We start from the raw sequence: 23,883 nt of genomic DNA on the forward strand, positions 1-23,883 counted from the left end.
TTCTTCCTTATGAGATCCGTGTCACCAAACGATAGAAACGATATTTCATATATATGCCAGCTCATTAATCTTGAGCTGGTATTTTTTTTGACTCTTTTTTTAAAGTTGCATTTCTAACTAATTGATAAATAGTAGCTACAATAGGGACACTTAAAAGCATTCCGACAATTCCAGCAAGCCCACCTCCAACTGTAATGGCGACTAAAACTAAGATTCCAGGTAATCCAATTGAACCTCCAACAACTCGTGGGTAAATTAAATTTCCTTCTAGTTGTTGTAAGACGATAATATAAACAACAAATAAGACACCTTGAAGTGGGGATGTAACAGCAATAAGAACAAAACCAACTCCACCACCGATCCATGCACCGATCATTGGGATCAGTGCAGTCATACCAACTAATGCACCAATTGAGAGAGCATTAGGGAAACGGAAGATCCACATTCCTAAGGCACACAAAGTCCCTAAGATAAATGCTTCAGTAACTTGTCCTGCAATAAAACTGGAAAATGATTGATTAGCTACATGTAAAACATAACGAGTTTTTTTCATTATTTTAGGAGATACAAAGGCATCTAAAACTCGACTTAATCTTTTACCGATAATTTCTTTTCCACTTACTAAATAAATTGCAAAAGTTAATGCCAAAATAAAGTTGAAAAGACCTTTTGATAAACTACCAAAAATAGAGATGGTAGAAGAAAAGACACCAGACAATCCAGTAGAAACAAACTTCATAATTTTAGATTGAATAGTATTCCAATCGATTTGTGTGGTCTCTAGTTGTGAAGATATTGCGCTGGCTTGATTGGAGTTATTTAACCATTTATTAAATTGATCGATCAAGTCAGGAAGACTTGAGAAAAATCCGCTGATGGCTGTTATAAACTGTGGCAAAACTAGTCTTAAAACCCAAGCAATTATTGCTACGATCAAACAAAGAGAGATCAATAAGGCAGTCGGTCTTCTAAACCCGATCGCCCATTTATTCTTGGCATTGGGCCAAAACCACTTTTCTAATTTTGATGATAATAGATTGATACAATAGGCAAGTGCTGCCCCAATTATCAAAGGAAATGAGGCACTATAAATAATTTTAAAGAGATTGAATATTTGTGCCGGATAAACTAATAGGACTAAAAAGATAGCAATTAATACGCCATATCGAATAAATTCATGCTTAGTAAGTTTCATAAACGGTGCTCCTCAAATTGTTTTTACAAGTTTATAATATTTTAACATTAGTTAGGTTTAATAAAATTATATATTTACATATCGAGAATAAGTGATATGATTATTTTATGAAAATGAATGCAAAGTTATTTAAAGTACTTTCTAATCAAACTAGATTAGATATTTTAGGATGGCTTAAAGATCCTGAAAAAGAGATTACCAGTGTAACTTGCGAGACGGTTCAATATATGATGAATGAAATGGGGGGTATATGTGTAGGGGATATTGTTGAGAAGTCAGGTTTGGCACAATCGACAGTATCTAAATACTTGAACGATATGCAAGAAGTAGGACTACTTGAGTCTGAACGTCATGGTAAGTGGACGTATTATCGTCGTAATGAAAGGAACATAGTTGAGCTAGCAAAAAAAATTAAAGAAGAGTTGTAAGATACTCTTTTTATTTTTAAGAATAATATCGACAATTCACGATATATAATTATGAGGTAAATTAATTATGAATAGAGTATCAAAAATATTAAAAACAAAATATCCTTTGATCCAAGCACCAATGTCTTGGCTTACAGATGCAAAAATGGTGGCAGCCGTAAGTAATTCTGGAGGAATGGGAGTTTTGGGTCCAAATGCTGGACGTAGTGAAATAATACATGGACCAAAAAATATTTCTGAAAGTATGCGTAAAGAAATTATCAAAGTAAAACAGCTAACTTCTAATTCTTTTGGAATAAATATCAATACTCCCGATCCAAGGGAATTATTGTCAGAAAATAAATATGTATCAGAACTGTTAAAAGTTGCTTTTGAAGAAGAAGTAAAATTCTTTGTTGTCGTAGGAAGTGTTCATAAAGAATTATTTGATTTAATCAAAAAGAATAATGGAGTAATTATTTTTCGACCTTTGACCCCAACTATTGAGCAATTTAAATTGGCTGAGAAATATGGAGCAAGTATCGTTGTGGCTACCGGATATGACGAAGGAGGAGTTTTACCGGAACACTCTTTTGGGACATTTACAGTTATTCCTAATACAGTTGATGAAGTATCTATTCCAGTAATGGGAGCAGGCGGGATAAATGATAAAAGAGGCGTCAATGCAGCTTTTGATTTAGGTGCTGAAGGAATATATATTGGTAGTAGATTCTTAGTCACCAAAGAGTCACCAATGAATTTGAAGGCAAAGCAAATGATTATTGAAAGTGACTCTAGTGATTTAATCAGTGTGTCTAAAACACAACGATCAATAAAGACAAAAAAAGCGTTACAATTGGCTAATTCAAAATTTGATGTGGCCATGAATTTACGACCAGCAATGAGATTGGGAGAGATCGATCAGGGGATAATTACTGTTAATACTGGTCTAGCAACAATAAAACAGCTTTTGAGTGTAAAAAAATTAATAAAGAATTTAATGGAGGATTTTGAAGATGTCAGTTAATAAAACAGTACGTTTAATTTTGCCACAATGGCAAGGTGGAGTTAATCCAGACTATTATTTAGGTTCAAAGATACTTTCGGCCATAGTACCTGAAAGTAATTCGATAAGAACCATTGAAGTACCAGTGAGTCAAGATTTTGATAGTGATCTTAAAATAGAACAAGATATTAATGGTAGAAAAGTACTTTTGAAACAAACCGAACTGACTAAGAATATTTTAGATATTCAAAATCCTGATAAAGTAATCACATTAGGCGGCGATTGTTCAATATCAGAAGCTCCGATTGACTATTTGAGTGGTAAATACGGTAAAAAATTAGGAATAATCTGGTTGGATGCGCACCCTGATGTTTCAACAAATCAAGATTCGAATCATCTTCACGAAATGGTTTTAGCTAATTTAATGAATAAAAGTTCAAATGAATTTGACCGACATATCAAGAATCATATTGATAGCAGTCAGATCATGTTAGCCGGTTTACAGTATCAAGATTTACGTCCAATGGACCATCTTGTTAAAGATCTGAATATGAATTTCATTACACCGGATCAGATAAAGATAAGTTCAAAAAAAGTTATTGATTGGATAAATCAAAATGATTTTGAAAAACTGGTAATTCATTTTGACTTAGATGTACTAGATTCAAATGACTTTAGATCTGTTTTGTCAGCTGAACCATATATTGATAAAGAATCGCTAGATTATGCGACCGGTACTATGAAGTTAAATGAAGTATTTGAATTTATCGAAAATATTTCAAAAGATAGCGAGATAGTTGGTTTTAATATTGCTGAACATATGCCCTGGGATGCGATAAATTTACATAATATGTTATCTAAAATTGATATATTTAAATAAAAAGCAGGTTAGTCTTTGACAAAACCATTTTGACCCTAAATATGCAACATTAACGTAAATAGTTCCAGTAATCTAAGATCTGATTACTGGAACTATTTACGTTAATGCTCGAAAGCTGAACATGTTTTGTCCCACTCTTTAATATTCTAAATTATTCTTCTTCGTAACCGTTTAAGTGTTTCTTTTTGAAATTCCAGGCATCTTCAATTACTTTATGAACGTCATCATATTTTGGTGACCACTTTAAGACTTTACGAGCCTTAGTAGAATCGGCAATTAAGGTACTTGGATCGCCAGCACGTCTAGGACCTATTTCTGCCGGGATTTCTTTGCCAGTAACTTCACGAGCAGTTTTTAAAATCTCTTTGTTAGAAAATCCAGTTGACGAACCTAGATTAAAGACATCGCTGTCATTTCCAGAACGAAGATATTCCATTGCTAAGCGATGTGCTTCAGCTAGATCTTCAACATGAACATAATCACGGACATTAGTACCATCTGCTGTATCATAATCATCGCCAAAAATCGTTAACTTGTCTCTTTGCCCTGCAGCAACTTCTAAAACTACAGGAATCAAGTGAGTTTCAGGATTGTGATCTTCACCAATCGAACCATCGGGCTTTGCACCGGCAACGTTGAAGTATCTTAATGCGACATATTTAATGCCATACGCAATTTCTGACCAGTGGATAATCTTTTCCATTGCCAACTTACTTTCACCATAGGGATTAGTTGGGATCGTTGGATCAGATTCTTTAATTGGAATCTGTTTAGGTTCACCGTATGTAGCTGCGGTGGAAGAGAAGATTATATGTTTTACATCAAAATCACGCATAACTTCTAATAAAGAAATCATACCAGAAGTATTATTATCAAAATATTTCAGCGGATCTTTCATTGATTCTGGTACAATTGAAAAAGCAGCAAAGTGTATCACATCAGTTATTTTTTCAATTTGAAAAATTCTACTTAGAAACTCCCTATCACGAATATCACCTTGATAAAAAGTTGCGTTTTCGTTAACAGACTGTTTGTGACCAGTTTCTAAATTATCCGCTACAACGACGTCATAGCCCATTTCACAAAGATGGTCGACTGTGTGAGAACCGATGTATCCGGCTCCACCTAAGACAAGAATGCTCATAAAGTACCTCCAAAATTGTTTAAACTCTAAATCTAGGTCTATTATAACTTATATTTGTAAATTAACAGAGCTACCTTGAGTGAAACTTAAATCTATACTAATAATTTAACTTTTTGTTGCGGATGCCTTATTATGGTTAATATAACAAATTACCCGAATGGAATGAAAACCTATGAAAAAATTCTTCTCGATTTTTGGGACAATTTTATTATTATTGATTGCTCTTGCATTGATCTTTAATGAACCAATCAAAGAATATGCTGTAAATTATATGTCAGAACAACATATGAATTCGTTAACAGCTAAGAAAGTTAAGTCAAATGAAAAGAAAAAGGGGCAGTATGACTTTAAAAAAGTTAAACCTATAAGTGCCTCGCAAGTCGCCAAAGCGTCGGTAAAGAATACCGCTGCACCGATCGGGAAAATGGCGGTTCCATCAGTTGATTTATATCTACCTATTGTTAAGGGGCTAAGTGATGATGCACTATCAACTGGTGGTGGAACGATGAAAAAGGGCGAAAAAATGGGCAAGAGGAATTATGCTCTTGCAGGTCATTACATGACTCAAAATGGTGCCTTGTTCTCACCTTTAGAGAATGTCCAATTAGGAGATTTAGCTTATATAACAAACATGAAGAAAGTTTATGTTTATAAAGTATTTTTTAAGAAGATCGTTGCTCCAACGGCAGTATACTTACTAGATGATGATGAGCATAAGGTTATGCTTACTTTGATCACTTGTGCAGATGGTGGAACTAATCGCTGGGCTATCCAAGCTTCATTGGTCAGAACTCTTCCAGCAAATAAAACTACTTTAGCAACATTTTCTAAATAAGCCGATTAGGCTTATTTTTTTGTTTTCTTAATATATAATAAAGTAATAGTAGGTGATGTATTGGTTTCTAAAAATTGGATAAAAAGAAAAGAAGTATCGTCAAAAGAGATTGATGACTTTTCAAAAAAACACAATTTTGACAAAATTTTGTCTGAATTATTATTAGAGAGAGATTTAACAGATAAAACAGAGTTAGAGGATTTTTTAAATGCGGACATTAGTGGTTTGCAGGACCCATTTGGATTACACGATATGGATAAAGCCTTAGAAATAATTGATGAGGCTGTTGAAACAAATAGTAAGATCGCTATTTATGGAGATTATGACGCCGATGGTGTAACTAGTACTTCGATCATGAAATTAACTTTGAAAAAATTGGGCATAGACCCGATCTTTTATATTCCTGATCGCTTTAAAGATGGTTATGGTCCTAATCTGGATGTTTATAAATTTTTGGCTGAACAAAATATTGATTTACTAATAACAGTGGATAATGGTGTTAGTGGTAAAGACGAAATTAAATATCTAAAAGATCAAGGTATTAAGGTCATTGTGACCGATCATCATGATTTGCCGGAAGAATTACCAGATGCTGACGCAATTGTACATCCGACTATTCCTGGTTTTGAATATGTTTGTCCGTATTTATCAGGTGCCGGAGTGGCGTTTAAAATTGCAGATGCCTTACTAGGTGACGAAGCGCTAGAGTTGATCGACCTGGCTGCAATCGGAACAGTGGCCGATTCAGTACCTCTTTTAGGTGAAAATCGTGTTATCGTTACTGAAGGTCTTAAACGTATGTCTGAAAATAATCATGTTGGTCTTAGTGAACTGATCAAAAAGTGCAAGTTGAAGATCAATAACATGAGTGAGGAAGATATTGGTTTCAAAATTGCCCCACGGATCAATGCTTTAGGTAGAATGGCTAATGCTTCATCAGGAGTAGAACTTCTAACCACTGGGGATGCTGATTTTGCTAAAGAAATAGTGGATGAAACTGAAGACATCAATAAGAAGAGGCAAGAAATTGTTTCAAAAGTATATGAAGATACTTTGGTACAAGTTGAGGAACAAAAAGATAACGGTGTTTTAGTTTTAAGTGGTAAAAATTGGCATCAAGGGATTTTAGGCATTGTCGCCAGTCGAGTGGTTGAACAAACTCATAAACCAACACTAGTTTTACAACTTGATGCAGAATCAGGAATTTATAAGGGTTCTGGTCGTAGTCCTGAAGGATTTAATTTGTTTACAGCCTTAAATAATTATCGCGAGTTGTTTGTAGCCTTTGGTGGTCATGCTCAAGCGTGTGGATTTTCGGTAGATGAAGATAAATTGGGTGAATTAACTGAAAAAATACAATCTGAAACAAGTAAGCAGAAATTTGATGTTAATGGATCTGTAAATGAAAAATACGATTTGGATTTAAATGTTTCTGAATTGAGTTTTGATTTGATTAAAACTATAAATAATTTAGCTCCATTTGGAATGGGAAATCCTAAGCCAGTTATTAAATTGAAGAATGCTGATCTAAGTCAAATACAGTCGATTGGTAAAGATGGGACTCATTTAAAAGCAAAAGTGGCATCTGATAAATATCAAGTGGACGCAATCGGCTTTGGGATGTATGAGAAAGCAAAAGAACTAACTACTAGTATTTGTGACGTTTACGGTGAACTAGGCGTCAACGAATGGGCTGGCAGGAAAAATCTTCAGTTGATGCTTGATGATTTTGAAGTATCCGCTGAAGGTAAAAAAATGAGCCAATTGAAATCTATTTATTTGGATTATCGTAATAAAAGAATTGCACCTTCAATTTTGGATAAATTTGATAGTATCGTTTTCTTTAATGAGACATATTATGAAGTAGTTAAACGCCATGATGCCAATGCTAAGTTAGTCATGTATGATCAATCTTGTGATGGTGAAAATATTTTGATTTATGATCGTCCGCATGATATCGAATTATTTAAGAAGTTTATCAAAGAGAATAAAACCTTACATACAGCTCTTTATTTCCATACAGATTTAAATAGTCGTTATTTAACTCCGGATATGCATAAGATGAAAGTTTTACTTAAGTATTTATATACACATCAAAATATCCGTGAAACTGACATGCAAATGGTGGCAGATTATTTAAAAATTCAAAAAAGTGATGTAGATTTCTATTTAAAAGTGTTTTTTGAGTTGGATTTTGTTAAAATAGTAAATGGTTTTGTTGAAAAAGCAGATGCTTCAAAACAACGCGAATTAACTGAATCTCCGACTTACTTGAAGAGATTAAAACGTAATGATGTTGAAAAAATATTAATTGAGTCTGACTTCGGCAGTCTTTTATCATGGATTAGTGAATATGATTGCCACAGCTAGATTGAATGGAGAAATTTAAGATGGATATTGATTTTAAGAAATATGTTGCTAATGTTCCGGATTTCCCAGAACCAGGTGTACTATTTCGTGACATATCACCATTGATGTTAGACGGCAAAGCATATGCTGCTGCTACTGATAAAATAGTTGAATACGCAAAGAGTCGTGGAGCTGAAATGATTGCTGGACCTGAAGCCCGTGGGTTTATCGTGGGTTGTCCAGTAGCTTATAGATTAGGAACTGGTTTTGCACCAGCTCGTAAAAAAGGCAAGTTACCTCGTGAGACTGTTTCAGTTACTTATGATCTTGAATATGGTCAAGGTTCTTTGTATATGCAAAAAGACTCGATCAAACCTGGTCAAAAAGTATTAGTTGTTGATGATTTAATGGCAACAGGTGGGACACTTGCTGCTACGATCGATTTAGTTGAAGAACTTGGTGGCGAAGTTGTCGGAACAGCTTTCCTAATTGAATTGAAGGACCTTCATGGTCGTGATAAAATTAAAGGGTATGATATGTTTACCTTAATGCAATATTAATAGCAGGGCAGATGCCCTTATTATGGAGAGTTGGCAGAGTGGTAATGCACCGGACTCGAAATCCGGCGAACCCGTTAGTTCGGGCGCGCAGGTTCAAATCCTGTACTCTCCTTAAATTGAATAAATAAGAATGTACGTTCGTAAAATGAAAAGTAAGAAAGCTGATATAGCGGCTTTCTTACTTTTTTGTTTTGTATAAAATGGTATAGAAAGTAAAAACGTTTTGCACGTCTTTTTTGAATTTAAAAAATTAAACGATACAATAAAATAGTACATACAATGAATAATTTGGAGGAAGTATAATTATTAAAATTCAACAATTTAAAAAGCAGGATCTATCAAAATTGGCCGAATTTTCAGCTGTGGGGATGAATTTTGACCGTTATACAAATTCAAAATTCACCGAAAGTTTATATTCTAAATATTTTGTATGGGATGCTTATATAAATGCAACTACTGCCATTGCGGCTTATGATGGCGATGTTCTTTGCGGTGTGATCATGGCTAAGTTCGATAACGAACTTATGATCGATCAAAAGGTTGTAGATAAGGTACATGCCAGCTCATTACAATATATGATGGGATTAGTATTCGACCAAGGAATAATTACTTATGATCAAGTTAATCAGGCAATGTTAAAAGAGTTAAAGGCTAAAACTAACCTAGATGGTGAAGTCTTACTATTTGCTGTTAATCCAGATATTAAGAATAAAGGCATTGGAACTAAATTATTGAATGAACTTGAACGTAAATATTCAGGTAAAAGAGTTTACTTGTTTAGCGACAGTAACTGTTCATATCAGTTTTATCAGCATCGTGGTTTTCATCAAAATAATGCTATAAGGATACCTGAACCAGGACGAGTTGATGGATCAAAATTAACTTGTTTTCTATTTGATAAACAATTATAGAAGGAAAAATAAATGATAACGATAAAATCAGCTAGAGAAATAAAAGGAATGCAAAAGGCCGGAGAAATTTTGACCGGTTTGTTTCATGAATTAGAGGACTATATCAAACCAGGCATGAGCACTTGGGAGATTGATAAATTTTCTTATGAATATATTGTTGGTCATAACGCTACACCCGGAGAATTGAATTTTGAAGGATATAAATATTCTACTTGTATTAGTGTTAATGACATGATTTGTCATGGCTGTCCTAGTAAAGATATTATTGTAAAAGATGGTGATCTTATAAAACTAGATACCGTTATTGAATATGATGGCTATTTAAGTGATTCTTGTCACGCTATTGTTGTGGGTAACGCCTCACCGGAAGTAAAAAAGTTAATGGATGTAACACATAAGGCCTTGTATTTAGGAATTGATCAAGCTGTGGTCGGTAATCGCATTGGTGATATTGGTCATGCGATTCAAAGTTACGCAGAGAATCTTGGATACGGTGTCGTACGTGACTATATTGGACACGGAATTGGTCCTACTATGCATGAGCTTCCTGACGTTCCACATTATGGAAAACCGGGGCATGGTACACGTTTAAAAGCTGGAATGACTATTACGATCGAACCAATGATCAATGTTGGTGATTGGCGTTGCAGTGAGCCGGCAGATGATGGTTGGACTATTTATACTGTTGATGGAAGTTTAAGTTGTCAATACGAGCATACGATCGTTATTACCGATGATGGTCCTAAAATCTTAACTTCATTTGATAAAAATGCGGATGCAAAATATTTAATAAAAGAAATTTAATACTTGCATACCTGTAATTTATAAAGTAACATGTAGGTATTAAATTTTGGGAGTTGTTAAAGATGAAATATATCGTTACTGGTGCAACTGGACACTTAGGATCACAAATTTTAAAAGAAATTATGAAACTTGTACCTAATTCGGATATCAGTGTTGGTGTTCATACCGTTAGTAAGGCCAAGAATCTATCTGATCAAGGTTTAGAAGTATTGCCAATCGATTATATGAATGAAAAGATGATGATCACTGCCTTAGCTAATAAGGATATTTTCATCTACGTTCCAAGTAAAAGCCATGACAGTTTTAGTCGAGTTACTGAACTGGAGAATGTGATAAAAGCAGCTGAGAAAGCCAATGTTGGACAAATTTTAGCAATGGGTTTCATTGCGGATCAGGAAAACAATCCGTTTGATCTATCAGCTTTTTATGGATATTTACCAAGAAGATTGGCTGAATCAGATTTGAAATTCACTATTATAAAAAATGCCTTATACGCTGATCCGTTAGTCCCATATTTACCAGAATTGATTGAGCGTAAAAACGTTATTTATCCTGTTGGCAAACAAGCTTTGACATTTATTAGTTTGGAAGATAGTGCTAAAGCGTTTGCCAAAGTAGCTACTTCAGAAGATTTGCGAAAAGATGGAAAAATTTATACCTTAACGCAGTCTAAAAACTACACTATGCCAGAATTAGCCGATGTATTAACAGAAGTTTCAGGTCACAAGATTGGCTATCAACCGGTAACTTTACAAGAGTTTTCTGATATGTATGATCAAGGTGGTGAAGGTCACATGCTTGGATCAATGTATCAAGCAGGGGCCATGGGACTATTAGATATTGTGACCGATGATTATCAAAAAATAATGGGACATCCAGCAACTGACTTAAAAGCGTTCTTAAATTCAAAATTAAACTAAAAAAGTACAGAATATATGATGATTAACATCAATATGTTCTGTACTTTTTAAATAATCATTTTTAGACCTAAGAAGACGATCAATACTGCAATTATAGGTTTAACATATGTATTGAATTTTACGGGATTTACTTTGGACAATAACTTTGGTGCTAAAAAGGCCCCAATTACAGCACCAATCATTAAACTTATTCCAATGGACCAATCGATATTTCCATTTAAATGAAAAATAAGTCCGATTACACTGGTTCCGACTAATACATAAGATGATGTCGCTACAGCTCGGACCATATCCAGATTCAACAAAAGTAATCCAGCTAAAATTGGAGCACCACCACTTAATCCAGCAATTCCGACCATTAATCCACTAACGATTCCAAAAATTGATGCCTTCAAATTATCGTATTTGGATTTTTTAATATTCTTACTTGGAAAAAACAATTGAATAAAAATTTGTAAACCAAGTGCTATTAAGACAATCGCTATGATCCAAGTATAGATAATTTTTGGGATGTATGGTGATAGTAGTGACCCAATAATTGTTGCGGGTATAGCTGTAATGATCATTCTATTACCTATTTTGAAGCGAACATTTCCGGATCGGTAGTGGCCAATTGCTCCTACTACTAATGATGGAAAAGCAGTGAATAGTGACGTAGCCGCTGCCACTGGTGCACTCAAGTGAAATAGTCCAGTTAAGACGCCTAAATATAAAGCGCCACCGCCTCCACCAGTTGATAGAACTAATAAACCTATCAGAAAGCCAATTGCTATTAATGCTATATAAGTCATTTTTGCATCTCCTTGTTTACAATTAGTAATTTTAATTTACAAAGTGTAAAATGTAAAGCAAGGAGAGTTATAAATGACAAAAAAACGTGATTTATCAATAGAAAAAATTATTCAAACGGCAAAAGAATTAGTTTTGGACAGCGGCTCTCATTCAGCAACGTTCTCAAATCTTGCTAAAAAGTTAGATTGTAAAACGCAGGCGCTTTATTTCTATTTTAAAAATAGGGATGAATTAAATCAGGCCGTAGCCCAAGACTACATAATATCCCTCAGTGAAGTTTTGAAGAATGAATGTCTAGGATATAGCGGCAAAGCTGGATTGATTCAAATGGCAAAAGTAATGCGTAAATATGGACTAAATAATCTGTCGTTATCTTTATTGACACTAGAATCCTTAAATCTGTCTACCGAAGAATCTTATAAAAATGTTATTCATATTAATTCTATGATGAAAGTATTTATGGATAGCTTTGTTCAAGATCCCGCCAAACAAATGACAATTACTAGAGGTATTCGTGGATTAGTTATTGGTGAGGTAGTCAGCGAAAGTGTAGGTATGTTCCATAATCCGTTGATCAAGAATACTCAAAGTTTTGAGGACAATCTAAATAAGATATTGGAATAATTATATGCTTTGAAGTTGTGGACTATATATAGCGCTTCCAATTCCGTCATAATAGTATGAGCAAGAAAGATGCTCACATAATAATAACTTAGTATACTGAAGTCTAATACGTATTTTTGGAGGATACCCTATGTCAAAAACAAGATCGGATTTTACGAATATTCAAGTTTTAGATCCTAGTATTATTGTTGACTTAAGATATGCGACCACAAATAATTTTACTGGACAAGTTGTTTACGATTTTAATACTGCAATTGCCCGTACAGGAACTGCGAAAAAGTTAGCAAAGGCCAGTGCTGATTTGAGGGAAAAAGGTTATAGGATCAAAGTTTGGGATGCTTATCGTCCTGTATCTGCACAAGAGAGATTATTCGAGGTTTACCCAGATCCATCCTTTGTCGCCAAACCAAATCCTAATTTTTCTCATCAAAAAGGTGTTACTTTTGACTTAACTATATGTGATTTAGACGGTAACGAAATGTCCATGCAGACAGAGTTTGATAACTTTACTTCAGCTGCTTTTAGAAATGCTAAACGATCGGCAATTCACGAAAAGAATTATAATATTTTAAACGATGCGATGATTGCCGCTGGTTTTGTTGGATATGAAAATGAGTGGTGGGATTATCGTGATTCTGAAATGGATTCTTATGAACCGGCGATCGCCGATCCTAACATGTACTAAATTTCTTTTCACAATATGAAAACGCTTGAATTCATAGTACAATTGAAGTTGCGGGTTTAAAAATCTATTAAAAAGTGAAGGAAGTTTAATATGAGTTCAATCGACTGTTCAAGAACCTTATCAATTAGTAATCATCGAGTATTTTCATCGGATTTAAATGAACATAATACTGTATTTGGTGGAAAAATCCTGGCTACGATCGATGATAATTCTTCAATTCCAGCCTCTAGAGTTGCCAGAATTGAAACAGTCACAGCTTCAATTGATCAAGTGAATTTTATTCTGCCTTTTAAATTGCAGGATTCGATGTGTACTGAATCATATGTGTCAGGAGTTGGGAGCCGTTCAATTGAAGTGTTCACTAAAATCATTGGCGAACACTTGAAAACTGGTGAGAGATTTTTAGGATTAACTTGTTTTTCAACCTTTGTCGTTATTGATAAAGATATAGAATTGCCAAAGATCAATCCTGATAACCCTGAAGCTAAGTATGTTTGTCAAGGGTATGAGAAGCGTCAATCGGAACGAATGAAAAAATTGTTAACACAGGAAAAGTTTAATGAGAATATTAGTTTAGATTTTCCATGGTAATTTGGTCTTAAAACTTGACTAGTATCGGATTGGTAATTTCTTGTTCTTTGTTCATGGCTCTTATAATCTTTAATTAAGAGAATTATAGGAGGATATAATAATGTTCAAAACAATTTTGATAGCTTTAGATGGCAGCCCAGTTTCATTTCGAGCTTTAGAGACAGGAATGGAACTTGCTAAGAAGTGTGACTCAAAAGTGATCGTGACTTCAATTTCTAATGTCGATAATATTCCTGTTAATGTTGGCGTTGATTATATGCCTGATTTAATTCACGATGTAAAAAAACAGACCAATCAAATTTTACGAACAGCAGAAAAGCAATTGGTCAATTCTAAGATGTTTTATGAAGTGATTTCAAAAGAGGGAGATCCTAAATCCCTAATAGCTAAGGTGATCCCAGAAAATAGTCATGCCGATTTAATTATTTTGGGAAAAACTGGTAAGGGAATGATGACTAAAATATTTATGGGTTCAGTTGCAAGATATGTTTCTGAGAATGCTGAACTGCCAGTTTTATTGATTCCTTAAAGTTAAATATAGTCCAAAACTATTAAATTCATTAAAATAAAGCTCAGTAATCTAAAAAAATCAGATTATTGAGCTTTATTTTAATTCTCTTTTTTTGTTAAATTATTTTCCAACCATTCTTGAACGGCTTCTTCATTATGAGCTAACCAGCCACAGGCTGCAGCGGCGATGGCTCCAACTAGATCATCTAAAAAGACATTGATCTTACCAGTTGATTTATCGTTTAGTTTAGCTAATACACCATGTTTTAATTTATCAACATATCCGTAATTTGTAACAGATACAGAACCATAAAGACTGGCTAGAGTGATCGCCATATTTTCATCAATACCATAGGTTGATTCATCAGTTTCCATAATACGTTGCATAGGTGATGATAATAGTCCTTTTTCAGCTAGGACGTCTAACTCGATGCCGGTCATTATCGCATTTTGAGCTTCACGTTTATGTAATACTTTATTGATCGCATGTATCGATAATTCTTCATCCAGTCCTTCAACATAGTCTTTTTCTAAAAAAATTACTATTTCGGCAATGTCTTTAAGATGTACACCGCGTTCTTTTAAGTTTCTTACAATATGATTGTAGTATTCTTGATCCTGTTGTTTGAATGATGTCAAAATTAAACACTCCTTAAGATCTATTTTTCGCCATTCCATTCACCTTTAAATTCTTCTAGAAATTGAAGCATGAATTCATGACGCTGATCAGCAATTTTCTTTGCAGTATCCGTATTCATCATATCTCTTAATTTCAGTAATTTCTCATAAAAATGATTAATAATAGTCTCATCTTTTAAATTGCGATATTCTTTTTTATCCATATTAGTTCTTGGTTTCATCTTTGGATCGTAAATAACTTGAGCGTTTGCGCCTCCATAATAGATTGCCCGAGTAATTCCAATTGCCCCGATTGCATCTAAACGATCAGAATCTTGGACAATTTGTCCAGCTAATGATAGTTTTGGGGGGTTAAGACTTAAGGTCTTACTAAAGGAGAGATTGTGAGTAATATAAATGATTTCAGTTATTTGTTCATTTGCTAGCTCGATGTCGTTCAAAAAATCAGTAATTTCGTTTTCTAATTTTTGAGGATCATCGACTAATTTATCATCGGCAACATCGTGTAAATAGGCTGCACCATAGGTAATAAGTGGGTCAGCTTTCTCAGTTAGAAGAATTTTATCAACATTTTTAATTACACGTTCGATATGATCAAAGTTATGTCCAGTAGCGTCATTATGCATTTTATTATATGCAAAATTTCGGATGTATTGTATTTGTTGTTTAAATTCCATAATTTCCCCTTTTTGATATAAATATTTTATCAAACTTGAATTATATTTAGTATTAATAGTGATAAAGTATAACTGTAACCGAGTAATTAAATTTGGGAGGACTAGTGATGAATTACATTAACAAAGAACTACCTGATTTTGATGTTAAGGCTTACCACCAAGGTGAGCTAGTAAATTATAAAAAGAGTGATCTCTTAGGTAAATGGTCAATTTTATTTTTCTATCCAGCTGATTTCTCTTTTGTTTGTCCAACTGAACTTGAAGATCTAGAAAGTTCGTATTCAGAGTTTAAGAAAAATAATGCTGAAGTATATTCAGTTTCAGTTGATAGTGAATTTTCACATATGTCATGGGCTCAAAATACTAAGACGATCAGTAAACTTGAATATCCAATGCTGTCTGATCAAAAACACGAATTGGCTAATTTCTTTGATTTGATCGAAGAGGATAGTGGTCGTGCATATCGTGGAGTATTTATTATCAACCCAGAAGGAATTATTAAGTCATACACAATTAATGCGATGGGTATAGGACGTAATGCTCAAGAAATCCTTAGAACACTTCAAGCAGCACAATTTGTTGCCGAGAATGGTGATAATGTTTGTCCTGCTAATTGGCATCCTGGTGAAAAGACAATTAAACCCGGTGCAGATCTTGTAGGTAAAATTTAAATTAGTGAAAAGTCGGAATTGTTCCGGCTTTTTTTATTTTCTATATATAGTGTCTTTAAGATATTAACATACTTCATATGGTATTTATCGTTTTAAAAATTTATCCAGTGATAAATTTTGTATAACTCCTTGTCCCTCTAAGTATATTTAATTTTAATAAAATAATCACAAAATAAATTATCTCAAAAGACTTGATTTAGGTGTGGGTGTTAGTGGTATTATTTTAGTCGTTGTCTGTCAGGTGAACAGACGTTTGATTGTAAGACCAATTTATTTTATATCCTAGGTTAATTTATTGAGGCCTTTTCAATAATTCGAGGGGGAATGTTTTGTTACATTCTCAAAATGAGGAGAAGATTTTTTATGACTAGTATTTTCAGCCCTAAGTGGTATGTTGAACAAATGAAACATTGGAGCTTCAAGAGTTATATGCTTTTAATGTTTGGATTGGGTGCTATCACAGCTTCAACATTATCAAGCCATATTACAACTATCGCGATATTAACATGGTTTGCTGGTGTTCTTGGTTTTACATGTACCGTAGCAATTACTAATGCTAAACCATTAAATGGTGTGTTAGGTTTAGTTTCCGCTCTTATTTATATCATTGTAGCTATCAACGCTAAGAACTTTGCTGACGTTGTTTTACAAGCCAGTTATATTGTACTTTTGGATATTCCAGTTCTAATTAGTCCACAATGGGCCAAAGATGCTGAAAAGCATATCCATGGATTAACAGCACCTAAATGGTTGCTAACAGCATTATTCTTCTTTGCATCATGGGGATTGCTTTACTTGATGGATACTAATTTATTCATCAGTCCAAGACCTATTATTGATTCAGTTGCCAGTGCGATCGGATTTACTGGTGCTTTATTATGTACCTTACGTTTCCGTGAACAATATTATTTCTGGACTGCACAAGGAGTTATGTCAATTGTTTTATGGGGTGTCACTGCTATGCAAGGAGATGCAAGTCCAGTATTATTCCTAACATACATTATGTACTTTATGAATGATATGATCGCATTCTTTGATTCACATACACATTGGTTCCATAAACCTAATGAAATTAAAACTAATAATGAAAAACTTCAACAACAAGTAAATTAATTTAAAAAAAAATTCTATTTTTGTTAGCGCAAAAATAGGATTTTTTTGTTTTCTAATTGTAAGTTTTAGTTTAAACTCTACTAAAATCAAAAAAAAGGATATAAAAATGAAAAAGGGATTAAAAATATTTTTAGTAGTTTTAGTCGGTATATTGTTGGTTGCCGATTTAGGTGGGGGAGCCTATCTATTTAATTTTGCCTTTAAAAAGGGTAATTATAGTAGTAAAGATGCAAACATGGAACTAAAGGGTAACGACAAATGGTTTGCCTCACAAGATCAGACTATTTGGACGGAAAAGTCAGAGGATGGACTAAAGTTAAAAGCCCGTTATTTACCTGCAGCTAAAAAGACTAATAAAACTGTTGTAGTGGTTCATGGATACGGTAGTGCCAGTAAATATATGGGATCTTTCGTAAAGATATTCCACGATTCTGGTTATAATGTTTTAGCACCAGATAATCGTTCTTTTGGAATGAGTCAAGGTGAATATGCTGGTTATGGCTGGCCAGATCGAAAGGACATAATGGGATGGATCAATCGAATAAATAAAAAAGATCCGCAATCTAAAATAGGAATGTATGGAATTAGTATGGGAGCCGCAACGGTTATGTATACTTTAGGTGAACATCCCAAAAATGTAGATTTTGCAATTGCTGATTGTGGTTATTCAACTATTTCTGGTGAACTGAATTATCAACTTAAGGAAATGTTTAATTTACCAAGTTTCCCATTAGTTCAAACAGCAGCTATCTATTCTAAAATTTTTGCAGGCTATAATTTTTATCAAGCTGATACTAAAAAGACCTTGAAGAACAGCCATGTACCAATATTCATTATTCATGGTTCTAAAGATACGTTTGTTCCGGTATCTAATGCTTATACGAATTATAAAAATGCCAATGATCCAAAGAAATTATGGATCGTAAAAGGTGCTGAACATGGAAAATCCTATAATACAGATAAGAAAGATTACGTACGAAAAGTAGATGATTTTTCTCAAAAGTATTTTAAATAGTAATTTTCTAGTGTTAACGTAAATGATCTCCGTAATCCAAAGGATTGCGGAGATCATTTTTTAATTTCCAGTTATCAAAGTATCGTCTTGATATTCACCGTGATCTGTATGATATTTGATAGAAATCTTTTTAACAGATTCAATTTTTAATGAATATATCTCTTTAGGATTTATTGAAATACTGGGCAAATCGGGAAGTTCATTTTCATCAATTACTATCGAATCAATTTCTGCCTGAGAATTACCGCTATTTTTGATGATTAAATGTTTTTTTGATAATGTGCAATTTAGATAAGGACGTTCTGAATTTTGAATTAATTCATTATGTTTTTTCAAAGACTTACTGATTCTAAATAGATTGGTAGTTATTAAGATAGTTCCAACTATTATCGTAGTAGCAAGTATAATTAAAGATATTGATATACTAAATTGATTAAATAATGACATAAAATTCTCCTTACATTTTTGTAAGCTGCTCGAACACAATTGCAAGGTCTATTTACTCTAAATAAATTATCAATAATAATGATACTAGAGGAGAGATGCATGCAAAAATTCGCTTATGATCGAGAAGTATTTAAAATTATTTTAATGTTACTTATGGTATTAGATCACATATCATATTTTATTTCACCATACTTAGCCGATACTTTCCACTTAATTACACGTGTTGTAGCAGTCGGTTTTGGTTATTTAGTCATCGAGGGTTTAAGATACACACACAATAAGAGAAACTATTTAGGAAGATTATTTGGTTGGGGAATATTCATGTTAATTGGTAATTTTATCATGAATCAATTTTTGAAACCGGAATTTCAAATGTCGATACTTGGTGACAACATCTTCCTAACTTTATTTCTTGGAGCAATAATTGTTACGTTATGGGAGTCCGATAATCGTCGTAATAAATTTATTGCCTTTTCCATGCTTTTGATCGGATGTATTCCTTTACTCGAAGGTAGTTATTTATTACTACCATTTATGTTTATTACCAATCTAAATTATGATGATGTCAAAAGAAGAGATCTATCGTATTTGGTATTAGCGTTGTTCTTTGCAATCATCGAGATTTCCATGACAGTGCCAGTGATCGATTTTAGCAGTTGGTTGAATATATATGATGGAATTGCTATGAACGCAAGTAGTATGTTTTTTATTTTAATAATTCCCATGCTCCATTTCTATAATGGAAAACAAGGCAGGCTAGGTCCAAAGTTAAAATACCTATTCTATATTTTCTATCCACTACATCTCTGGATAATCCACCTTTTGGCAAACTATGTGGTTAAATAAAAATTTATTTATAATTAAGAGAACAATCATTTGCGACTATTTATAAGTAATGCTAAATTGATCATGTATTTTAAACAAGAGGTATTCATATGACAGAGGTAAACGGTTACATTCAAAGTGATCGAGAGGAAAAAATTGATGTTTTGAATTTGGCTAGTTTGGAAAAACGAGCTGAAAAGATTATTCCTGCAGGTGGTTTTGGTTATATTAGTGGTGGTTCAGAAGATAACTGGACTTTGAAGGAAAACACTGAGGCTTTTAACCATGCACAAATCGTTCCTAGAGTTTTGAGCGATATTGATGATCCACAAACAAAAACAAGTATTTTTGGGATCGATCTGGATACACCTATTATGATGTCTCCTGCCGCTGCACAAGGTTTGGCTCATTCACAAGGTGAAAAGGATACTGCCAAAGGCATGGCTAAAGCAGGAGCCTTGATGGCACAAAGTACCTATTCATCAACATCTATTTCTGATGCTGCTAAGGCAGGAGATGGCGCACCACAATTTTTCCAACTATACATGAGTAAAGACTGGGAATTTAACAAGAGTTTGTTAGAAGAAGCTAAAAAAGCTGGTGTTAAAGCTATTGTTTTGACATCTGATGCTACGGTTGATGGTTATCGTGAATCTGATATTGTTAATGACTTCCAATTTCCAATTCCAATGGCTAATTTAACTAAATTTAGTGAAGGCGATGGAAAAGGTAAGGGCATTGGTGAAATTTATGCTGCCGCTGCTCAAAAAATTAGTCCTAAGGATATTAAACGTATTAAGGATATCGTTGATCTACCAGTTATCGTTAAGGGTGTTCAAAGCCCAGAAGATGCTTTATTAGCTATCGGTGCAGGTGCTGATGGTATTTATGTTTCAAACCATGGTGGTCGTCAATTAAATGGTGGACCAGCCTCATTTGATGTTTTGGCCGATATTGCAAAGGCGGTTAATCATAAAGTTCCAATTATTTTTGACAGTGGTGTACGCCGTGGATCTCATGTATTCAAGGCTTTGGCAAGTGGCGCTGATATGGTTGCACTTGCAAGACCAATTATTTATGGTTTGGCACTTGGTGGTGCTGACGGAGTTTATTCAGTTGTTGAGCATTTGAATGATGAATTTAAGACAATCATGCAATTAGCTGGTACTAAGACAATTGATGATGTAAAACATGCAAAATTACTTCATAAATAGTTTAATTAGTATGTTGTGAAACATGTTCAGATTTTGAATATTAAGACAAGGCCCAGTAATCTGATTTTAGATTACTGGGCCTATTTCGTCTTTATACGTATTGAAACGCGTGGCATAAGGCAGAGACCTCCGCTTAACCGCCTTATGCCACGTTCTTTTTATTTTTGGCGGAACTAAGTATTTTATTAAAGATCATTGGACAAACGATACATGTAATGATTGCTGCCAAAGTGATGGCACCATTTTGAGCTTCATTAATGATTTTAAGATTTTGTCCAACTTGTAAAATTGGTAATACCAAAGTAATAGTAGTTGACATTAAGACTGCTGCGGCGAAAGAAAACTTGTTTCCAAATCTATGACGTAAGACTAAAAAGATGATCGACTTTGCTAAAATGAATGCTACAAAGAATATTGGGATTAAAATAAGAGCTTGTTGGTCCTTTAGCATTGTTCTTAAGTTTAAATTAACTCCAGTAACAATGAAAAATATCGGTACAAAAAATCCATAGGCCATGGAACTAAGCTTTTCTTGTGTGTCTGGTTTAGGATTCAGTAATTTCATTACTACTCCCGCTAAAAAGGCCCCCAGGATACTTTCAGCGCCAATTTGTTCAGCAACCGTTACCAGTGTAAAAATCAAAAAGAAAGCAAGTCTAATGTCTAATTGTGTAGTTGTTTTATCGATTTTATCGAAAAAAACATAAACTTTTTTAAATCTACTTAGTAAAATAATTGCTACAATAAAAATCGTTGGTAAGAGTAGGGCTGAAAAGTAATTTTTTTGTTGTATTGCAGAATAAATAGTCAAGGCCACCAGTGGAATAAATTCTCCCATGGCTGAAATCAATAGAAGTGTTTGTCCATACTCGATTTTTAAAAGACCTACTTCTGTTAACAGAGAAATAATTACTCCTAGTGCAATTGTGCTGACTAAAATTGTTGATAATATGACGTTGTCGAACAGACCAGTATAGTAAAGTACCAAACTCAATACGATTGACATTGCTAAAACTGACATAAAACTTCCAAATGCTAATCCTAGTGGTGATTTTTTCCCATCAGGATCAGTCTTCTTTTCAAATAGTGAAAAATCGATCTCCATTCCACCTAGAAAGATCAGCATGATGACACCAAGATTTGCTAAATAGGTCAATGTATCACTTGGCTGAATTAAATCGAATCCTGTTTTCCCGATAATGATTCCCATAATGATCTCGGCCACAGTTCCAGGAATTCTGGTTATCCTGAATCGTGCCATTATCAAAGGAGTTGCTAAGGCGGCAAACAATGTAATTAATACTGAAAATTTACTCATAAAAATTTCCTCTTTTGTATAATGAAAATATAGAATATGAACATTTTAAACCATTAATAGTATTTGAGTAAAAAAGTATGGTTTTTTGTAATCTTAGCAGCGAGGGATAATAATGATAATTCGCTTTTACAAGTGATATACTAATTTACATTATTTGAAATGTTTGAGAGGGATCACATATGGCAGATACAAAATTATCACTTATAAATAAGCAGTTGGACGCTTTACTTTTTGAGGAGAAGAATCTGGTAGCTAATTTAGCAAATGCTAGTGCTTTGATCAACGATATGTATACTGATTTAAACTGGGCTGGATTTTACTTATATAATGAAGAAACTGATGAATTAGATCTTGGACCTTTTCAAGGTAAAGTAGCTTGTATGCATATAAAGGTTGGGTCAGGGGTAGTGGGTACCGCCTTTAAAGATCAAACTGTACATAGAGTTGCCAATGTTCATGAATTTCCTGGTCATATTGCTTGTGACAGTGCCAGTAATTCAGAAATCGTTGTGCCAATAACTAAAAATGGTAAAAAAATTGGTGTTTTAGATATTGATTCACCTTCTTTAGATAGATTTACTGTAGAAAATGAACAAGAGTTAAAACAATTCGCTGAAGTTTTAGTAGAACATATTGATTAAATACGTAATTATAGTGAGTAAATATATTTCAGGTGGGAAATGTATTTACTCATTTTTTTATGCGTTATATAAAATTTGTTTGCGTTTTGCACATAATGATGCTAAATTAAATACGTGCATAAAGCACATAAATTTAAAAACAAGAGGCAACAAATATGAAAGCAGCAATCGTAACAAAAAAAGGAACAGCACCAATTTATGGTGATTTTGAAGAACCACAAGAAGATGAGAATAATGTAGTTGTAAATGTAACAGCATCAGCCTTAAGCAATTTAACAAAAATGAGAGCTATGGGAAATCATTATTCAGCTAGTCGAATCTATCCAAATTTTGCTGGAACAGATGGTGTTGGAATTTTGAATGGCAAAAGAATTTACTTTGTGGCAACTAATGCACCGTATGGCACTTTGGCAGAAAAGACACTCATTAATAAAAAATTGATCATGTCAGTACCAGATGGAATTGATGATATAACCGCTGCAGCAATTGCAAATCCCGGAATGTCATCATGGGCAGCACTAGTTGATCGCGCTAATTTTAAAGCAGGTCAAACGGTTTTGATAAACGGTGCAACAGGAACTGCTGGAAGTTTAGCTGTCAAAATTGCCTACCACCTGGGTGCTAAAAAAGTTATCGTTACTGGACGTAATTTAGAGAAACTCAATAATCTAGGAGCAGATGTAGCAATTGCATTTGATATGACGGATGAAAACGGAACTAATAAATTTATTTCTTCATTAGAAAAAGAGTGTAATTTAGGAATAGATGTCGTACTTGATTATTTATGGGGTGACAGCGCTTTATCAATTATGACGGCGATTGCTAAATTTAGTCAAAATGATAGAACCAAATTTATTAGTATTGGTTCAGCTTCAGGTCAAGCAAATATATCATTACCATCAGCCATTTTACGTTCATCTAAAATTGAATTATTAGGTAGTGGGGTCAAAAGTGTATCAATGAAACAATTAATGTCTGCAATCAGCAATGTCTTTAACTGGGCGGCCGAAAATAATATCACAATGAAGACTAATGAGTATGACCTTTCAGAAATATCAGAAGCATGGAAGGCACCGTTGACACCACGTGCGGTTATAAAGGTACAGTAAT

Annotated in this window: 27 protein-coding genes and 1 tRNA gene; 21 read left to right on the forward strand and 7 right to left on the reverse strand. The window is 33.8% G+C overall.

Going from position 1 to position 23,883, the window contains the following annotated elements; translation table 11 throughout:
* Nucleotides 1-64: 64 nt before the first annotated feature.
* Nucleotides 65-1,195: an AI-2E family transporter gene (locus EKM77_RS01075; protein WP_125591786.1), complete on the reverse strand. Its 1,131-nt coding sequence runs from the start codon at nt 1,193-1,195 to the stop codon at nt 65-67.
* A 107-nt stretch (nt 1,196-1,302) separates the two neighbouring features.
* Between EKM77_RS01075 and EKM77_RS01080 the strand changes: the two genes are divergently transcribed.
* The 3 genes from EKM77_RS01080 to EKM77_RS01090 all read left to right on the forward strand — a co-directional run bounded on the left by EKM77_RS01080 (nt 1,303) and on the right by EKM77_RS01090 (nt 3,488).
* A complete protein-coding gene (locus tag EKM77_RS01080) occupies nt 1,303-1,623 on the forward strand; it encodes an ArsR/SmtB family transcription factor (RefSeq protein WP_125591788.1) in 321 nt (106 codons plus the stop codon).
* Nucleotides 1,624-1,690: 67 nt separating this feature from the next.
* Nucleotides 1,691-2,629, forward strand: a complete 939-nt coding sequence (locus EKM77_RS01085; protein ID WP_125591790.1) for an NAD(P)H-dependent flavin oxidoreductase — start codon at nt 1,691-1,693, stop codon at nt 2,627-2,629.
* Nucleotides 2,619-3,488: an arginase family protein gene (locus EKM77_RS01090; RefSeq protein ID WP_125591792.1), complete on the forward strand. Its 870-nt coding sequence runs from the start codon at nt 2,619-2,621 to the stop codon at nt 3,486-3,488. The genes EKM77_RS01085 and EKM77_RS01090 overlap by 11 nt, the downstream gene beginning before the upstream one ends.
* A 151-nt stretch (nt 3,489-3,639) precedes the next feature.
* On the opposite strand, the gene galE is transcribed toward EKM77_RS01090, so the two are convergent.
* Entirely contained in the window at nt 3,640-4,632 is a 993-nt protein-coding gene (gene galE, locus EKM77_RS01095; protein ID WP_125591794.1) for a UDP-glucose 4-epimerase GalE, read from the reverse strand.
* 172 nt (nt 4,633-4,804) lie between these two features.
* On the opposite strand from galE, the gene EKM77_RS01100 reads away from it, so the two are divergent.
* The 7 genes from EKM77_RS01100 to EKM77_RS01130 all read left to right on the forward strand — a co-directional run bounded on the left by EKM77_RS01100 (nt 4,805) and on the right by EKM77_RS01130 (nt 11,011).
* Entirely contained in the window at nt 4,805-5,467 is a 663-nt protein-coding gene (locus EKM77_RS01100) for a class A sortase (protein WP_125591795.1), read from the forward strand.
* Between the two features lie 60 nt (nt 5,468-5,527).
* A complete protein-coding gene (gene recJ / locus EKM77_RS01105) occupies nt 5,528-7,837 on the forward strand; it encodes a single-stranded-DNA-specific exonuclease RecJ (RefSeq protein WP_125591797.1) in 2,310 nt (769 codons plus the stop codon).
* A 20-nt stretch (nt 7,838-7,857) separates the two neighbouring features.
* On the forward strand, nt 7,858-8,376 hold the full coding sequence (locus EKM77_RS01110; RefSeq protein ID WP_125591799.1) for an adenine phosphoribosyltransferase: 519 nt from the start codon (nt 7,858-7,860) through the stop codon (nt 8,374-8,376).
* Nucleotides 8,377-8,400: 24 nt separating this feature from the next.
* Nucleotides 8,401-8,488 (forward strand) — tRNA-Ser (locus EKM77_RS01115).
* 232 nt (nt 8,489-8,720) lie between these two features.
* Entirely contained in the window at nt 8,721-9,287 is a 567-nt protein-coding gene (locus EKM77_RS01120) for a GNAT family N-acetyltransferase (protein ID WP_125591801.1), read from the forward strand.
* A 12-nt stretch (nt 9,288-9,299) separates the two neighbouring features.
* Complete coding sequence (gene map, locus EKM77_RS01125) at nt 9,300-10,091, forward strand: type I methionyl aminopeptidase (RefSeq protein WP_125591803.1); 792 nt, start codon at nt 9,300-9,302, stop codon at nt 10,089-10,091.
* A 62-nt stretch (nt 10,092-10,153) separates the two neighbouring features.
* The gene (locus EKM77_RS01130) at nt 10,154-11,011 is read left to right on the forward strand and encodes an SDR family oxidoreductase (protein ID WP_125591805.1); all 858 of its coding nucleotides are present in this window, start codon (nt 10,154-10,156) and stop codon (nt 11,009-11,011) included.
* A 47-nt stretch (nt 11,012-11,058) separates the two neighbouring features.
* Here the strand turns inward: EKM77_RS01130 and EKM77_RS01135 are convergent, their stop codons facing one another.
* A complete protein-coding gene (locus tag EKM77_RS01135; protein WP_125591807.1) occupies nt 11,059-11,802 on the reverse strand; it encodes a sulfite exporter TauE/SafE family protein in 744 nt (247 codons plus the stop codon).
* A gap of 73 nt (nt 11,803-11,875) precedes the next feature.
* Here EKM77_RS01135 and EKM77_RS01140 point away from each other — a divergent pair, with 73 nt between their 5' ends.
* The 4 genes from EKM77_RS01140 to EKM77_RS01155 all read left to right on the forward strand — a co-directional run bounded on the left by EKM77_RS01140 (nt 11,876) and on the right by EKM77_RS01155 (nt 14,232).
* Nucleotides 11,876-12,427 carry a TetR/AcrR family transcriptional regulator gene (locus tag EKM77_RS01140; RefSeq protein ID WP_125591809.1) on the forward strand — a complete coding sequence of 184 codons (552 nt, stop codon included), beginning with the start codon at nt 11,876-11,878 and terminating at the stop codon, nt 12,425-12,427.
* Between the two features lie 130 nt (nt 12,428-12,557).
* Nucleotides 12,558-13,112 carry a M15 family metallopeptidase gene (locus EKM77_RS01145; RefSeq protein ID WP_125591811.1) on the forward strand — a complete coding sequence of 185 codons (555 nt, stop codon included), beginning with the start codon at nt 12,558-12,560 and terminating at the stop codon, nt 13,110-13,112.
* A 90-nt stretch (nt 13,113-13,202) separates the two neighbouring features.
* Nucleotides 13,203-13,703 (forward strand): acyl-CoA thioesterase, encoded by a 501-nt coding sequence (locus EKM77_RS01150; protein WP_125591813.1) that lies wholly within the window; start codon nt 13,203-13,205, stop codon nt 13,701-13,703.
* A 100-nt stretch (nt 13,704-13,803) separates the two neighbouring features.
* Nucleotides 13,804-14,232: a universal stress protein gene (locus EKM77_RS01155; protein WP_125591814.1), complete on the forward strand. Its 429-nt coding sequence runs from the start codon at nt 13,804-13,806 to the stop codon at nt 14,230-14,232.
* Nucleotides 14,233-14,312: 80 nt separating this feature from the next.
* On the opposite strand, the gene EKM77_RS01160 is transcribed toward EKM77_RS01155, so the two are convergent.
* Together EKM77_RS01160 and EKM77_RS01165 are read right to left on the reverse strand one after the other, a co-directional pair.
* Nucleotides 14,313-14,852 (reverse strand): phosphatidylglycerophosphatase A family protein, encoded by a 540-nt coding sequence (locus tag EKM77_RS01160; protein ID WP_225425161.1) that lies wholly within the window; start codon nt 14,850-14,852, stop codon nt 14,313-14,315.
* A 20-nt stretch (nt 14,853-14,872) separates the two neighbouring features.
* On the reverse strand, nt 14,873-15,529 hold the full coding sequence (locus EKM77_RS01165; protein ID WP_125591818.1) for an HD domain-containing protein: 657 nt from the start codon (nt 15,527-15,529) through the stop codon (nt 14,873-14,875).
* 107 nt (nt 15,530-15,636) lie between these two features.
* Between EKM77_RS01165 and EKM77_RS01170 the strand changes: the two genes are divergently transcribed.
* The 3 genes from EKM77_RS01170 (at nt 15,637) to EKM77_RS01180 (ending at nt 18,328) form a co-directional block, all read left to right on the forward strand.
* The gene (locus EKM77_RS01170) at nt 15,637-16,200 is read left to right on the forward strand and encodes a peroxiredoxin (RefSeq protein ID WP_125591820.1); all 564 of its coding nucleotides are present in this window, start codon (nt 15,637-15,639) and stop codon (nt 16,198-16,200) included.
* 345 nt (nt 16,201-16,545) lie between these two features.
* Nucleotides 16,546-17,313, forward strand: coding sequence for a nicotinamide riboside transporter PnuC (gene pnuC, locus EKM77_RS01175; protein ID WP_125591822.1), 768 nt, complete (start codon nt 16,546-16,548; stop codon nt 17,311-17,313).
* 106 nt (nt 17,314-17,419) lie between these two features.
* A complete protein-coding gene (locus tag EKM77_RS01180) occupies nt 17,420-18,328 on the forward strand; it encodes an alpha/beta hydrolase (RefSeq protein ID WP_225425163.1) in 909 nt (302 codons plus the stop codon).
* A 60-nt stretch (nt 18,329-18,388) separates the two neighbouring features.
* Here the strand turns inward: EKM77_RS01180 and EKM77_RS01185 are convergent, their stop codons facing one another.
* A complete protein-coding gene (locus EKM77_RS01185) occupies nt 18,389-18,775 on the reverse strand; it encodes a hypothetical protein (RefSeq protein WP_125591826.1) in 387 nt (128 codons plus the stop codon).
* Nucleotides 18,776-18,874: 99 nt separating this feature from the next.
* Between EKM77_RS01185 and EKM77_RS01190 the strand changes: the two genes are divergently transcribed.
* Together EKM77_RS01190 and EKM77_RS01195 are read left to right on the forward strand one after the other, a co-directional pair.
* Entirely contained in the window at nt 18,875-19,621 is a 747-nt protein-coding gene (locus EKM77_RS01190; protein ID WP_164507681.1) for a TraX family protein, read from the forward strand.
* An 89-nt stretch (nt 19,622-19,710) separates the two neighbouring features.
* Complete coding sequence (locus EKM77_RS01195; protein WP_125591830.1) at nt 19,711-20,814, forward strand: lactate oxidase; 1,104 nt, start codon at nt 19,711-19,713, stop codon at nt 20,812-20,814.
* Nucleotides 20,815-20,956: 142 nt separating this feature from the next.
* On the opposite strand, the gene EKM77_RS01200 is transcribed toward EKM77_RS01195, so the two are convergent.
* Complete coding sequence (locus tag EKM77_RS01200) at nt 20,957-22,132, reverse strand: cation:proton antiporter (protein ID WP_125591832.1); 1,176 nt, start codon at nt 22,130-22,132, stop codon at nt 20,957-20,959.
* A 179-nt stretch (nt 22,133-22,311) separates the two neighbouring features.
* Between EKM77_RS01200 and EKM77_RS01205 the strand changes: the two genes are divergently transcribed.
* A complete protein-coding gene (locus EKM77_RS01205) occupies nt 22,312-22,773 on the forward strand; it encodes a GAF domain-containing protein (RefSeq protein WP_125591834.1) in 462 nt (153 codons plus the stop codon).
* 155 nt (nt 22,774-22,928) lie between these two features.
* The gene (locus EKM77_RS01210; protein ID WP_125591836.1) at nt 22,929-23,882 is read left to right on the forward strand and encodes a quinone oxidoreductase family protein; all 954 of its coding nucleotides are present in this window, start codon (nt 22,929-22,931) and stop codon (nt 23,880-23,882) included.
* Nucleotide 23,883 lies beyond the last annotated feature (1 nt).

The organism is Companilactobacillus baiquanensis, assembly GCF_003946605.1.
Lineage (GTDB): Bacteria > Bacillota > Bacilli > Lactobacillales > Lactobacillaceae > Companilactobacillus > Companilactobacillus baiquanensis.

What these genes read in the sequence shown, in the direction of transcription:
- EKM77_RS01075 (WP_125591786.1), bottom strand. Translation starts at nt 1,195, where the DNA reads ATGAAACTTACTAAGCATGAATTTATTCGATATGGCGTATTAATTGCT.
- EKM77_RS01080 (WP_125591788.1), top strand. Translation starts at nt 1,303, where the DNA reads ATGAAAATGAATGCAAAGTTATTTAAAGTACTTTCTAATCAAACTAGA.
- EKM77_RS01085 (WP_125591790.1), top strand. Translation starts at nt 1,691, where the DNA reads ATGAATAGAGTATCAAAAATATTAAAAACAAAATATCCTTTGATCCAA.
- EKM77_RS01090 (WP_125591792.1), top strand. Translation starts at nt 2,619, where the DNA reads ATGTCAGTTAATAAAACAGTACGTTTAATTTTGCCACAATGGCAAGGT.
- galE (WP_125591794.1), bottom strand. Translation starts at nt 4,632, where the DNA reads ATGAGCATTCTTGTCTTAGGTGGAGCCGGATACATCGGTTCTCACACA.
- EKM77_RS01100 (WP_125591795.1), top strand. Translation starts at nt 4,805, where the DNA reads ATGAAAAAATTCTTCTCGATTTTTGGGACAATTTTATTATTATTGATT.
- EKM77_RS01110 (WP_125591799.1), top strand. Translation starts at nt 7,858, where the DNA reads ATGGATATTGATTTTAAGAAATATGTTGCTAATGTTCCGGATTTCCCA.
- map (WP_125591803.1), top strand. Translation starts at nt 9,300, where the DNA reads ATGATAACGATAAAATCAGCTAGAGAAATAAAAGGAATGCAAAAGGCC.
- EKM77_RS01130 (WP_125591805.1), top strand. Translation starts at nt 10,154, where the DNA reads ATGAAATATATCGTTACTGGTGCAACTGGACACTTAGGATCACAAATT.
- EKM77_RS01135 (WP_125591807.1), bottom strand. Translation starts at nt 11,802, where the DNA reads ATGACTTATATAGCATTAATAGCAATTGGCTTTCTGATAGGTTTATTA.
- EKM77_RS01140 (WP_125591809.1), top strand. Translation starts at nt 11,876, where the DNA reads ATGACAAAAAAACGTGATTTATCAATAGAAAAAATTATTCAAACGGCA.
- EKM77_RS01145 (WP_125591811.1), top strand. Translation starts at nt 12,558, where the DNA reads ATGTCAAAAACAAGATCGGATTTTACGAATATTCAAGTTTTAGATCCT.
- EKM77_RS01150 (WP_125591813.1), top strand. Translation starts at nt 13,203, where the DNA reads ATGAGTTCAATCGACTGTTCAAGAACCTTATCAATTAGTAATCATCGA.
- EKM77_RS01155 (WP_125591814.1), top strand. Translation starts at nt 13,804, where the DNA reads ATGTTCAAAACAATTTTGATAGCTTTAGATGGCAGCCCAGTTTCATTT.
- EKM77_RS01165 (WP_125591818.1), bottom strand. Translation starts at nt 15,529, where the DNA reads ATGGAATTTAAACAACAAATACAATACATCCGAAATTTTGCATATAAT.
- EKM77_RS01170 (WP_125591820.1), top strand. Translation starts at nt 15,637, where the DNA reads ATGAATTACATTAACAAAGAACTACCTGATTTTGATGTTAAGGCTTAC.
- pnuC (WP_125591822.1), top strand. Translation starts at nt 16,546, where the DNA reads ATGAGGAGAAGATTTTTTATGACTAGTATTTTCAGCCCTAAGTGGTAT.
- EKM77_RS01180 (WP_225425163.1), top strand. Translation starts at nt 17,420, where the DNA reads ATGAAAAAGGGATTAAAAATATTTTTAGTAGTTTTAGTCGGTATATTG.
- EKM77_RS01185 (WP_125591826.1), bottom strand. Translation starts at nt 18,775, where the DNA reads ATGTCATTATTTAATCAATTTAGTATATCAATATCTTTAATTATACTT.
- EKM77_RS01190 (WP_164507681.1), top strand. Translation starts at nt 18,875, where the DNA reads ATGCAAAAATTCGCTTATGATCGAGAAGTATTTAAAATTATTTTAATG.
- EKM77_RS01195 (WP_125591830.1), top strand. Translation starts at nt 19,711, where the DNA reads ATGACAGAGGTAAACGGTTACATTCAAAGTGATCGAGAGGAAAAAATT.
- EKM77_RS01200 (WP_125591832.1), bottom strand. Translation starts at nt 22,132, where the DNA reads ATGAGTAAATTTTCAGTATTAATTACATTGTTTGCCGCCTTAGCAACT.
- EKM77_RS01205 (WP_125591834.1), top strand. Translation starts at nt 22,312, where the DNA reads ATGGCAGATACAAAATTATCACTTATAAATAAGCAGTTGGACGCTTTA.
- EKM77_RS01210 (WP_125591836.1), top strand. Translation starts at nt 22,929, where the DNA reads ATGAAAGCAGCAATCGTAACAAAAAAAGGAACAGCACCAATTTATGGT.